General features: G+C 53.5%; 12 protein-coding genes and 1 other RNA gene. 6 read left to right on the top strand and 7 right to left on the bottom strand.

Features of this window, described 5'->3' with window-relative positions:
• Positions 1–46: 46 nt before the first annotated feature.
• On the bottom strand, positions 47–271 hold the full coding sequence (locus BEQ56_07625) for a preprotein translocase subunit SecG (protein AOH43354.1): 225 nt from the start codon (positions 269–271) through the stop codon (positions 47–49).
• Positions 272–338: 67 nt separating this feature from the next.
• Between BEQ56_07625 and BEQ56_07620 the strand changes: the two genes are divergently transcribed.
• The 3 genes from BEQ56_07620 to BEQ56_07610 are packed head-to-tail and all read left to right on the top strand — an operon-like array spanning position 339 to position 2808.
• A complete protein-coding gene (locus BEQ56_07620; GenBank protein AOH43353.1) occupies positions 339–1463 on the top strand; it encodes a hypothetical protein in 1125 nt (374 codons plus the stop codon).
• Between the two features lie 12 nt (positions 1464–1475).
• Positions 1476–1985 carry a hypothetical protein gene (locus BEQ56_07615; GenBank protein ID AOH43352.1) on the top strand — a complete coding sequence of 170 codons (510 nt, stop codon included), beginning with the start codon at positions 1476–1478 and terminating at the stop codon, positions 1983–1985.
• Positions 1960–2808 carry a hypothetical protein gene (locus BEQ56_07610; GenBank protein ID AOH43351.1) on the top strand — a complete coding sequence of 283 codons (849 nt, stop codon included), beginning with the start codon at positions 1960–1962 and terminating at the stop codon, positions 2806–2808. Before BEQ56_07615 ends, BEQ56_07610 begins: the two co-directional genes overlap by 26 nt.
• On the opposite strand, the gene BEQ56_07605 is transcribed toward BEQ56_07610, so the two are convergent.
• From BEQ56_07605 to ssrA, 3 genes are all read right to left on the bottom strand, one after another.
• Positions 2801–3847 (bottom strand): hypothetical protein, encoded by a 1047-nt coding sequence (locus BEQ56_07605; GenBank protein ID AOH43350.1) that lies wholly within the window; start codon positions 3845–3847, stop codon positions 2801–2803. The two genes, BEQ56_07610 and BEQ56_07605, sit on opposite strands and share 8 nt — an antisense overlap.
• 7 nt (positions 3848–3854) lie before the next feature.
• On the bottom strand, positions 3855–5528 hold the full coding sequence (locus BEQ56_07600) for a hypothetical protein (protein AOH43349.1): 1674 nt from the start codon (positions 5526–5528) through the stop codon (positions 3855–3857).
• Positions 5529–5595: 67 nt separating this feature from the next.
• Positions 5596–5994, bottom strand: a transfer-messenger RNA (tmRNA) gene (gene ssrA, locus BEQ56_07595).
• Between the two features lie 83 nt (positions 5995–6077).
• Here ssrA and BEQ56_07590 point away from each other — a divergent pair.
• A complete protein-coding gene (locus BEQ56_07590; protein ID AOH43348.1) occupies positions 6078–6434 on the top strand; it encodes a hypothetical protein in 357 nt (118 codons plus the stop codon).
• Between the two features lie 360 nt (positions 6435–6794).
• Here the strand turns inward: BEQ56_07590 and BEQ56_07585 are convergent, their stop codons facing one another.
• From BEQ56_07585 to BEQ56_07575, 3 genes are all read right to left on the bottom strand, one after another.
• The gene (locus BEQ56_07585) at positions 6795–8396 is read right to left on the bottom strand and encodes a phosphoenolpyruvate carboxykinase (ATP) (protein AOH43347.1); all 1602 of its coding nucleotides are present in this window, start codon (positions 8394–8396) and stop codon (positions 6795–6797) included.
• 307 nt (positions 8397–8703) lie between these two features.
• Entirely contained in the window at positions 8704–9159 is a 456-nt protein-coding gene (locus BEQ56_07580; protein AOH44456.1) for a transcription antitermination factor NusB, read from the bottom strand.
• Between the two features lie 91 nt (positions 9160–9250).
• Complete coding sequence (locus BEQ56_07575; protein ID AOH43346.1) at positions 9251–9577, bottom strand: hypothetical protein; 327 nt, start codon at positions 9575–9577, stop codon at positions 9251–9253.
• Between the two features lie 300 nt (positions 9578–9877).
• Here BEQ56_07575 and BEQ56_07570 point away from each other — a divergent pair, with 300 nt between their 5' ends.
• Positions 9878–10903, top strand: a complete 1026-nt coding sequence (locus BEQ56_07570) for a hypothetical protein (GenBank protein AOH43345.1) — start codon at positions 9878–9880, stop codon at positions 10901–10903.
• Positions 10904–10923: 20 nt separating this feature from the next.
• A complete protein-coding gene (locus BEQ56_07565; protein ID AOH43344.1) occupies positions 10924–12357 on the top strand; it encodes a hypothetical protein in 1434 nt (477 codons plus the stop codon).
• The last annotated feature ends 25 nt before the right edge of the window (positions 12358–12382 follow it).

The following is a 12382-nucleotide window of genomic DNA, read 5'->3' as shown; positions in this document are numbered from 1 at the left end:
AGAGCGCCGCCGAATGGTTTAATCTGGCGCGGGAACCAACCGGGCTTTAGAAAATAATGACGCGCAGGAGGACTAAAACCAGCAGTAAGCCCGAGAAGCCGATCGTCATGTTGAACAGGATTTTTTCGATCCCGCGGCGAGCGTTAAAAACGGACGCGCCCGGTTCGTTTCCGCCCAGGCTTCCCAATCCAAGGCCCCGGTTCTGTAATACGACGCAGGCAATCGTAGCGATCGACGTTATAATCAGGGCGATATCAAAAAAAGTCTCCATTAAAAATCCTCCATGTTTTGTTAACATGGCTATTATACATGAAATCTTGAAAAGCGGAGACGGATATATGCAGGAAATCACGGTTAATTTACATAATCATTCGTCATTCTCCCGCGGCGAGCAAAAGTATCATTCGCTCGCGCAGGCAGGCCTGACCGCCGGGATCGACGTCCTGATCGTTACTGACGCGAACGTTTACGTTTCTGGAAAGGAACAGTATTATTACCGCGACGAACGCAGGCTGCTCCTGTTGACCGGCGAAGAAGTGTTCCGGTCGTTCCCGAACGACACGGGGCATATGCTGATCCTGAACGGGGGACGGGAAATGGCGAATCAGGCGGATACGCCGCAGCAGCTGATTAACTTTTGCAGCCAGTGGGAAGGGCTGACGATTATCGCACATCCGTTCGACGGCCTTACGGAACGGGAAGTTCTGACGGCGAATCGGGAAGGCCTGATTTCAGGACGGGCGGATTCCGCCCGTTCGCCGCTGAATTCGCCATGGGTAAACTGGGAGATTCAAAACTTTACCGGGATCGAGATTTTAAACCTGCAAAGCGAATATAAAACAGCCGGGCAGCGGAGACGATTCGGATTATCCGACTTCTTCATCCGGTCAACCGGCGTAGACAGGTTGACGCATGCGTCGCTGGCGGCGCTTCAGAAATGGGATGAGTTCCTGACCGCAGGTCGGCGCGTCGCCGCGTATTGCGGATCAGCCTGCGTTAACTTTGCGCAATGGGCTGCGGGCCGTCGTTTGGAAATTCTGGACGAATCGCACCTGTTCGCGGCGGCGAAGAACCATCTCTATCTTTCGGAACCGCTCAGCGGCGATCTTGAAAGCGATCGGGCGAATATTTACCGTTCGTTGAAATTGGGGCGGGGGTTCGTTTCGATCGACTGGTTCCGCCCGACGGACGGTTTCGTTTTCAAAGCGGATACGGCTATGGGGACGGTTTATCCAGGCGACCGGGCTGCGTTGGACGCTGGCGCGACGATTAAAATTGAAATTCCGACTGAGAAATCCGTCTGCCGATTGATCCATCAGGGAAAGATCCTTCGGGAATGGGAGAATGTCCGTTCGATCCCGCTGATCGCGAATCGGCCGGGTTATTATCGGGTCGAAGTCTATATCCCCTATCGGTTCCAGCTTCGCGGCTGGATTTATACGAATCCGATTTATTTTTATTGAGAAGGAAGCGCCATGAGGACGAATAATATTATCCGTTTTTTGCTGTCGAGAAAGATTGTGTTCGAGGTTTTAGAAAGCGAACCGGTCAAGCGATCTGCGGTCGAATCGGCGGAACGGCTTGGCGTTGATCCTCGGATGGTCTATAAATCGATCGTCTTGAAGCGAGCGGAACGGGGAAAGCCGATCGTCGTCGTCATCCCGGAGCCTGCGTCGGTTGATTTGAAGAAAGTCGCCGCCTTGTTGGGAGAGAAAAAATTATTCATGACAACGCAGTCCGAAGCCGAAAAATTGACCGGAATGCTGTCGGGCGGCATATCGCCGTTGGGTCTTCTCCATAAGAGGTTCAGCTTCGTCGTCGACGCTTCCGCCGCAGAGGCGCCAGCGATGATCCTGTCAGGCGGAGAGCGCGGCTTGTCGGTCCGTCTTCGCGGAAGGGACCTGATCGACCTGATTCAACCCGCCGTCGGTTGGGTAACTGCGGAAGGGGCCCTCATGAATGAATCGCCTGACGACGGCGCGTGAGCGATCGATGAGGGGGAGCGGGCTTCAGCGCGCGCTGCGCATAGGAGCAATCTTATTTATCGTCGCGGCGTTGCTTGTTTGGCTTCTGTTTGGTGAGCCCGGCGTATTTGGGCGGTTCAATACGCTGGGCTTTGCGTTCTGCCATCAGCTACCGACGCGAACGCCGTCGTTTGGCGGCGTCGCCTGTCCGCTTTGCTATCGCTGCAGCGGGCTGTTTCTCGGAATAGCCGTAGGTTTTTCTCTGTTTCGCCGGCGCGCCGTTTCGTTCCGTTCGCTCCTGGGGCCTGTACCGATGATCGGCGCGGTTTCGGCGATTGGATTTTACGCGTTTGACGGGATGAAGAACCTGAACCGCAGCGCGCTTCTTTCCGATCTTTACCCGGACCGCCCGATTATACGCTGCCTTTCCGGGTTCGGGCTGGGCGTTTGGGTCGGGTGGATTTTGACGCTCATGCTCCGCGAATTTACCGAGCCTGGACGCTTCAGCGCGGGGCGGCGAATCAGATGGCGTGATTTGCTGATTGCGCTTTGCCTGTCGATTGCCGGCGTTTACCTGCTCGTGAACGCTGATCCGCGCTGGATCCCGATTCAGCGCGCGTTTGGCCTGACGTTGGGGCTGGTTCCGGTGGCGGCGACCGGTGCGCTGTTTTTCGTTTTGCTTTCGGCGATGGACCGTTTAATCCGTTTTGCGCGGGAGCCGCTTCCGGTTTGGGATCGCGTCCTCGGCGCGGCTGCGCTGACGGCTTTATTTGTCGGCTCGATGATCGTTTTTCGATATCAGGTCGCTGGCGGATGGATTCGGGAAATCAGCGCCTTCAGGTAAACAGGACGCTGATCTGGTCGCTGCTGAATGGAATGACGATTTTTTCGCCGATTTCGCGCGAGCGCTTCGACCATACGGAAAATATCGTTCCTTCGGCGATTTCAGCGTGAATTTCATACGCCGACCCTTTGAAAATAACGTCTTTGACGCTGCCGTCCATGCGGTACTTGAAACTGTCCGCGTTGTCTTCGATCGTCAGCTCATGAAAGAGGAGATGTATTTTCTGCCCGAGGATGAGGTCATGGTTCAGGTTAACCTCAAGCCGACTCAGGCGTTCGCCCAGCTTGCATTCGACTTTATTGGCGCTGATCGCCGCGGCGGGCGTCATATTCTGATGTCCCAGAAATTTCGCCGCCCAGACGGAAGCGGGGTTCCGGTAGACGCTTTCCGGACTCCCGTTCTGGATAATTCTTCCGTCATGGAGAAGCGCGATCCGGTCGCCGATCGAGAAGCCTTCCTCCTGATCATGCGTAACGTAGATCGCGGGAATCCCGTTTCGCCCGAGAATCTCGCGTAGCTCGGCAAGCAGACCGCGCTTAAGCGAATGATCCAACGCGCCCAGCGGTTCGTCAAGCATTAATAAATGCGGCCTGGGCGCGATCGAACGGGCGAGCGCGACGCGCTGCTGCTCCCCGCCGGAGAGCTCGGTCACGCGCCGGTCGCTGAAGCTGGTCATGCTGATCTGGCCGAGGAGCAGGTTGACGCGCTCGCGAATCATCTTTTTTGAAACACCTTTTTTCATTTCCAACCCGAACGCGACGTTTTCCGCGACGGTCCGATTGGGGAAAAGTGCGTAATCCTGGAACATCAGCCCAAAGTTTCGCTTATGCGGCGGCAGGCTGTTGATTTTCACCCCATTCCAACGAATCTCGCCACACAGCGGTTTTTCCAGTCCGGCAATAATCCGGAGGAGCGTGCTTTTTCCGCTTCCGCTTTCTCCCAGCAGGCACAGAACTTCATGATCAGAGAGCGAAAGAGACAGATCGTTTAGCAGCGGCTCGTTCCCATATCGGTATGATAAATTCGAGATCATCAGCATAGCCGTGTCAGCTCCTGTCATTCGCGGGCAGCTCCGGCGCCAAAACGCTCAGCATGCATAAGAGCAGCAGGATCGTCGACAGCGCCATCGCCTGACCGAAATTTTTTGCGCCCGGCTGTCCCAGATAGCGGTAGATCGCGATTGGAATCGTCGGGCGCTCCGGGCTGGATAGGAACGACGAAGCGCCGAATTCGCCGAGCGAAATTGTCATCGAAAAAACGAACGCAGGAATAAGCCCGTTTTTCATCAGCGGCAGTTCAACCATAAGAAACGTCCTGAACGGATTCGCGCCTGAGACGGCGGCGCTCTGACGAAGCGAGAGTGGAATCGCGGAAAAAGCGGGTTTGAGCGAGCGGATCGCGAAGGGAAGCGCGATGAGTCCATGCGCGGCGACGATCAGCAGCGGATTCCGGATCTGGCTCCGAAACGCGATTAAATATCCGAGGCCCAGCGTGACGGCGGAGGTCCCAATCGAAATCATGAAGAGCCATTCAAGCCGTCGGGTCCAGGGAAAACGATTCTCGGCGAAGACGATCAGCCCTCCCGTCAGGGTTGCGAGAACGCCGACGCCGATCCCGACCGCTAACGAATTGACCAGCGCCATCAGCGGCGGAACGTAGAAGAAGGATTTCCGTTCGTTGATAAAGAGCTGCTTGAAAAATGTCAGCGTCCAGCCGGCGTTTCCGCCCAGACGTTCAGCTTCAGCGGGAAGAAGGTAAAACGAGCGCGTTACCAGCGCGATCAGCGGCAAGCCCAGGAATAAGATCAGTCCGAAAAGGTACAGCGATATCCAAAGCCGTGAGCCAAATCCTTGGATTTTCCGCTGATTCTCGCCGCGAACCCGGGGAATTCGCAGCGCGGCAATTGTTTTCGAGGACAGCTGGTCCAACAGAGTTATGCCCAGCGTTACGATAAGCTGGAGAATCGAAAGCGTCGACGCCATCGGCAAGTTCAGGAACATCAGGGCTTGCTGCGATATGTCGACTTCAACCGTCCGAAAGGCGCCGCCGCCGAGCAGGAGCACGACGCCGTAGCTGGTGAAATCAAACAGGAAGACGATCAGCGCGGCGGATTGCAGCGTGGGACGGAGCAGCGGGAAGACGACCTTTCGGAACGTCGTCCATCCGGAGCAGCCTAAGACGCGGCCGGCTTCTTCATAGCGCGTATCCAGCCCCGACCATGCGGCGCTGACCATGCGGATGACGATCGAAATATTATAGAAGATATGCGCGACGATAATTATCTGCAGCGTGCCAAAAGCGCGGATTGGGGGCGTCGCCAGCCCGTTCAGCTTCATCATCAACAGGTTGATCCAACCTTTCGGCCCGATCAGCGCGTTGAATGCGGTCGCGGCGACGATCGTCGGGAGGATGAACGGGATCGAGAACAGCGCGTTCAGGAATCGTTTCCCGAGGAACCGGTACCTCCCGAAGATACAGGCGGCGGGGAGTCCAAGGAGGATCGTGAGGACGGTTGAAAGGAGCGCCTGAAACGCCGTGAAGCGGAAGACGGAAAAGACCCTGCCCCAGTCGATCTCAGCCTTGCCGAAAAGCTCGCTGAACGAGACGCGGAAGATTTCGATGAGGGGGTGATAGAAGAAAAGCACTGCGAACGCGACCGGAAACGCAATCAGTACGGAGCCTTTCAGGAGTGCGATCGGTCGTGATGGGTTGGTTTCCATAGACGAAATTATAGCGTGAATCGTGAAAAATAAAAACAGCGCGTCTGAATCGTCAGCGCGCTGTTTCGAGTGGAGATGGCGGGAGTCGAACCCGCGTCCGAAAGAATCGAACCTCGAATATACTACGAGCGTATTTCCGTTTCATTTTAGCTTATCATCGAGAGACGGAACGCACTCGACGGAAGCGATTCACTCAGACCCGAAAGTCCTCTTTTGTCCCGCGCCGTGAATTCGCGGTCAGCATCCTGACATTATGGCGCCCGCTCCGCGATCGGTCAGGATACGATTCGGGCGGACGTGACCTGAAAAGGTCAGGCTGAACGCCGGTCGCTTAAGCGGCTAACGGCATTGCAGCGTAGGAAGTGCGATTGTTGGCACTTAATTTTTTGCGCTGATTTTACGAGATCGGGCGCCTCTCGACTCGCAATCCGGATCCAGCCTCCCCCGTCGAAGCCATGGCATCCCCGAATTTAGATATCCATTATATCACGAGAACGTCCACAGCGGTGAAAATTGGTTATACTTTGCCGGCAAGGAGATATCCATATCTTGCGGCTTGAACTCATTCTGCTTTTATCCGTCCTGCTCCAATTCATCGCCTGGACATCTCTCTCTTTTTCTATGACGCTTCGGGCGCGGATAAAGTTTCATGCAGCTGGAATTCAATCGCCCGTTTTTTCAACGGCGCGGTTCTGGATCGGATTTAGTTTTACGCTGTCTTATCTATTGATGACGCTCGGAAAATCTTCATCCCTCGATCTCCCCCCGGCTATGGCGATCCATGTTGTGCTGATCCTCGCGGCGATCAGCGATATCTGGATCGAACGGATCCCGATCGAGACGAACCTGCTGCTGTTTGTTGCGGGCTTTTTGGTTTCGCATAGGCATGGCAATATACAAACCTGACTCGTCCCCGGTTTTACCGCGTTTTCTGCCTGCTTTTTTCTTCAAAGCGGCCTCTCCGGATTTTTAAAAGCTGAGATTTTTTCTTTTGGGGATATTCTGTTTACGGCCGCGCTCTGCGGAGCGGTTGGCTTCATGCGCGGATTTTCCGCGTTTGGGCTGGGAATGGCCGGCGCGGGTCTCTTTGCCGCGCTGTTCCGCGAGAGGATCGGCGGAAGGAAGGCGACGATTCCCATGATTCCTTTTATTTGTCTGGCGCTTGCTCTGCTGGCCCTGAGCGGCTCTTCCGAATGAAGAAGAAAGAGCCCCGATTTTCCAGGGGCTCCTTCGATAACTTTCAACTTTCGCTGCTTTGCCAGGGAATCAGGCTTTCGGCCCGGCGTTGACGATTTCAGCGGCGGTCTGCGCAGCGTATTTCCTGAAGTTCTGTTCAAACGAGGCGACGAGTTTCTTCGCGGCTTCGTCATATGCAGCCTTATCCGCCCATGTATCGCGCGGATTCAAAACCTCGGACGGAACGCCCGGACAGCTCTTCGGAATCGCTAAACCGAAGAACGGTTCCTTGACGAATTCGACATCTTTCAGCGTCCCGTTCAGCGCCGCGGTCACAAACGCGCGCGTATAAGGGAGCTTGAAGCGGGAGCCGATACCGTACGGACCGCCTGACCAACCCGTATTCAGCAGCCAAACGTTTGATTCATGCTCAGCGATTTTCTTTCCGAGAAGCGCGGCGTAGACGGACGGATGGAGGGGAAGGAACGGCGAACCGAAACAGGCCGAGAAGTTCGGCTGCGGCTCGGTAACCCCGCGTTCCGTACCGGCAAGCTTAGACGTATATCCCGACATGAAGTAATACATCGCCTGGTTCTTGTCCAATTTCGAAAGCGGAGGAAGGACGCCGGAGGCGTCAGCCGTCAGGAAGAAGATATTATTCGGAATCGCGCCCTGCCCGTTTTCGACGATACCGTCAATGAAATGGATCGGGTAGGAAGCGCGCGTGTTTTCCGTCAGACGGGCGCTGTCAAGATCGATCACGCGCGTCACCGGGTCATAATCGACGTTCTCGAGGATCGCGCCATAGCGATGGATGGCGTCCCAGATCAACGGCTCATGCTCATGGCTCAGACGAATTACTTTCGCATAGCAGCCGCCTTCAAAGTTAAACGTCCCATGATCGCTCCAGCCATGTTCGTCGTCTCCGATCAGGAGCCGATTCGGATCGGAGGACAGGGTCGTTTTCCCCGTTCCGGACAGCCCGAAGAACAGCGCCGTATCGCCGTTAACTTTGTCGACGTTAGCGGAGCAGTGCATCGTCATGACGCCCTTAAGCGGGAGCATGAAGTTCATGACCGAGAAGATCGATTTCTTAATTTCTCCGCCATATTGCGAACCGCCGATCAGGACGATTTTCTTCGCGAAGTTAACGAGAATAAACGCTTCGGAGTTCAATCCGTCTTCTTTTCGTCCGAGCAGGCCGGGAACGCAGATGACCGTAAAGCCAGGGACCTGGTCGACGCGTTCGGCGAGCGGCGGCCGAAGGAACATGTTGGTCGCAAACAGGTTCGACCATGCGAGTTCGGAGATAACGCGAACCGGGAGCCGATACGCCGGGTCGGCTCCGACGGCCAGATCCGAAACGAACAGATCGCGATTCTGAACATATCCGAGCATCCGGTTATAAAGAACGTCGAATTTTTCCGGGGAAATCTTAACGTTAACTTTGCCCCAGTCGATATTCTTTTCTTCTTCAGTTCCGTTATCGACGACAAAACGATCGTTAGGGGAACGGCCGGTGTATTTACCGGTGGCAACCATCAGAGCGCCGTCAGGAGAGAAAACGCCTTCGCCGCGAGAGACAGCTTCATCAATTAATACGGTTTGAGCCGGGTTCCAATAGACCTTATTGGGATTGATAATACCGTAATTTTCCAGACCATATTTTCCAGGAACGCCAATAATTTCCATTTTGCAATACTCCTTTATAGATTTTGTGTTTCGATTGGTCTCTTATGGAAAAAAACTAACCTGAAACTGACACGGGGCAAGTCGTCCCCGCAAAGAATTCCAATCACGATAATTATAAACCGGTTTGTTGGGAATCGAGGCTTTAGGTTAGCTTAAATTAATAATGACAAGACGCCGGCGATCCGCGTCAGTCTTCAATAAAAGAAAAGAGAGAGGGGTAAAAAGATCAAGTGACGCCTGCGCGCGAGCACAGCCGTATCCTGAGGCGGGAAAAAACAGAAAATCCCAGTTCAGGAATTAGTATATTTTAGTCTTCCTCCGGGAGCTTAGCAGCAGCTTTTATCTCATCGATATGACCCGAAAGACTTCCTAAAACCCCATGCACAAAGCGTTTAGAACTCAACGATCCAAAGTATTTCGCTAATTCGATCGATTCATTAATAACGACTTTCAGCGGATTCAGCTCCGCGATCGCGAATTCCCAGACCGCCATACGGATAATATTCCGATCGATGACGGCGATCTGATCGATGGGCCATTCCGGCGCATACCTGACCGTAAATGAATCGATCATCGCCGTATTCGGAATGGTTCCGGCAACGATTTGAATTACGAATTTCGCCAGATCGTTATCTAAATCGACGGTTTCCATTCGTTCCCGGATAATCGCGCCCAGCGGATGGTCCGTAAGATCTCTTTCGTATAGGATTTGAAGCGCAACGCCACGCGCCTGCGTCCGATCGTCAAGCGGCGCGTTCTCAATTTCAACCGATTCATACTTATCCCCGTCTTCAAAATCGGCAGGGATCCCTTTTGTCTCGCTGTCGTCGATAAAGCGAAGTTTCATACGGCAATCAGGCTTCAGGCGGCGTAATATCGAAATTATCGATATGGACGTTGATCGCGCCGGCGTCCATCCCGACCGTTTCAACGATCGAGCGCGAAATATTCTTCTGAATTTCCGCCCCGACGCTGTTCGTGTTTTCCTTTGCTTTCAGGATGACGAAAACGTCCGCATTAACCGTTTTCCCATCGATTTTCAGCTTGACGCCCGGATGCGAAGAATGCGGGGAGATGCGCGAAACGCCTTTCGTTTCGACAGCCGTCTGGATCATGATCGTTTCAATAACTTCTGCCGCAATCGTCGTTATCCCGGAAGCGCGGTCTTTTTCTTCTGCCATTTTTCAATAAACCTTTCTGCTAAAAAAAGATTCTGATTCAGCCACTTACGCCTTTCAGGGACCGCTGCCAGTATCGTCGAAGCGCCCTTAAAACGTACCTTTAGTATAAACGATAAAGTCCAAAAAAATTTATGCGGAGGATTTTAAGTACGCACGGGTCGAGATAGAAAGCTTTGCAAACCGGCGCGAATTCAAGGATAAGAGCATCTTGACAGTCGAACGCAGCTCGGTTATTATTATGGGTGCGATAAGAATTATTATCGTACGCATAAGAGCCAGCAAAACAGGAGCCATTTAATCATGCCGGAATCCGTAACGCTTTCAGACGCGACGAATCGGTTCGTCCGCCAGATCGAAAATTCACGCAGCCGAAATACAGCGAAAACCTATCAAAATGGAATGAAAGCTTTTTTGGAGATGTACAAGGAAAATGAAAACCTTGAGGATTCGGAGCTCGATTCGGTCCTGGTCGAAGTCCTCGACGAAACGATCGTCTCGGATTTTTCGACCTATCTGAAAAGCTATTCACCGACGACAGAAACGCTGTATATCAACGTACTCAAAAGCTTTTTAGAATATCTTGCGGCGGAAAATATGCTGAGCCTGAATCTGAATCGTGTCAAAATGCTGATCCGTCATCGAACGCGGAAACCCGGCGTTCGCCTGCCGCAGTTCCCGGAAGAAGATATTCGCAAGGTCCTTGAATACGCGGAGTCCCTCCCCTCTATCCTATGCGAAACCGAGACGGATCGATTAATTAACTGCCGGGATTCGGCGTTCCTGTTGACGCTTGCCGATACCGGACTGCGAATTCATGAAATCTGCGGCCTTCGGCTTGGCGATATTAATTGGCGAACGGGAAAGGCTATTATTATTGGGAAGGGGAATAAAGAAGCGATAATCAGGTTTTCTGATCGTTCTATATTGGCTATGCGAAATTATTTAGGTCTCCGCGCCGAACTCGGCGAGAAATTCGCGCTCGCCCGCTCCGCTCTCCCGATTTTCTCGCGACATGATAAAGGCGCCGGGAAAAAGACGCTCCCGATTACGACGAAAACCGGTCGCATGATCGTTTCTGAGCGGGTTGAACAATGCCTGGGCGAAGATGCGGTCGGAACGATCACGCCCCACTCCTTCCGCCACTATTTTGTAACGATGGTCCTCCAGGCGACCGGCAACCTGAAAATCGCGCAGGAATTTGCCCGGCATAGCAATATTGCCGTAACGCAGCGCTATTCGCATCTGGCAAACGAAGAACTCGACGACACGTATCAGGCGATTTTCGGCACGCCCAGAACGGGCAGGCGTAAGGCATCTGATGAATAACGGTCAGCGCCCGGACAATTATGTTACAATATTCGGGTATTATGTTGAACAAGCTGATCCGCCGCGCTCATTTTTTCCCGATTCTTTTCGCCGCTATTCTTCTCCCGGCCGCAGTCGTTTTCGCTCAAAATAACGACGTTTACCCGATTTATCAGATTGAATCCGGCGATTTTCTTTCGCTGGTCGCGATTCGATTTGGAACAACTGTTCAGGAAATTATCGATATTAACAACATTGCCAACGCGGATACGATTTCGATCGGCGATCAGATTAAAATCCCCTCGCTAAAAGGGCTGTCCGGGAAGCTCGTAACCGACGCTGTCCAGATCGGCGATACGCTCTCAAGCGTTGCGATCCGGTCCGGAATGAGCGCGGAGGACATCCTTCGAATCAATCATGTCGCCAGCCGTTCAGAGTTTTATATCGGAAAAACGATTATCCTCGTGGAATCCGAAGAAGCGTCGCCCTACGCCCCCGCCTCTTCGTTCGCCGAGGGAGAAACGCTAATCGAAAAAGCGGTTCAGCAGAACGTCAATCCGGCAGAATTAAAGAAAATAAATCAGCTTGCCGGCAACTGGGACCGTACCGACCGCCAGCTCGTTTTTGTCAGATCGGCGGAAGGCAGCGACGCAACCGCTCAAAGTATTACGCCGCTGTTTACCAGGCTCGAATTGCGGAGCCTTCCGCTCGTTCAGGGCGAGACCTATGTATTGGAAATCGATCAGGCGAAGAATCTCGACCTCTCGGGGTCGCTCGCCGGAGCCGCGCTTCGCTTTTTCAACGATCCAGAGACTCCCGACAGGAAGATCGCGATGATCGGGATCAAAGCCGACCAGACCACCGGCCTGAGCGATATCAGCCTGCGAGCGGTTGCTGAAGACGGCGAAACCTTTACGCTCGACCAGAAAATCCTGATCGAGCCGGGCCTGTTTACCTACGAGGTCGTTTCCGGCGTCGACGCCGCTACTCTCGAAGATCACAGCAACGATATTGACCGACAGGCGCTCGAAGGCGTGACCGAGACGTCGCCGATCCGGCAATGGGGAACGCGAATGTCCTACCCTGTCGACGAGCCATATATTGCGTCGGGTTTCGGAAACCGCAGGACGTACAATAATACCGATTACAAAAATTACCACACAGGGCTTGACTTCGGCGTTTGGACCGCGAATAATATCAATATCTACGCCGCTGCGGACGGGAAAGTCCTCTTCTGTTCCGAGCTTCCGATTCATGGGCTTCACACGATTATTGACCATGGCTGGGGCGTATACTCGACCTATTCGCACCAATCTCAAGCGGTCGTCACCGTCGGACAGGAAGTAAAGCGCGGCGAGGTCATCGGGCTGATCGGGAATTCCGGCCGCTCTGCCGGGCCGCACCTGCATTGGGAAATCCGCGTTAACGGGATTTACGTCGACCCGAATACATGGCTGAAAACGGATTTTCCGTAGACTGAATCTTTCCGGTTAGGAGATT

It is taken from the genome of Anaerolineaceae bacterium oral taxon 439 (assembly GCA_001717545.1).
Taxonomy (GTDB): Bacteria; Chloroflexota; Anaerolineae; order Anaerolineales; family Anaerolineaceae; genus Flexilinea.
The sequence above is the reverse complement of the archived record's forward strand: the minus strand, read 5'-3'. Positions and strand labels throughout refer to the sequence as shown.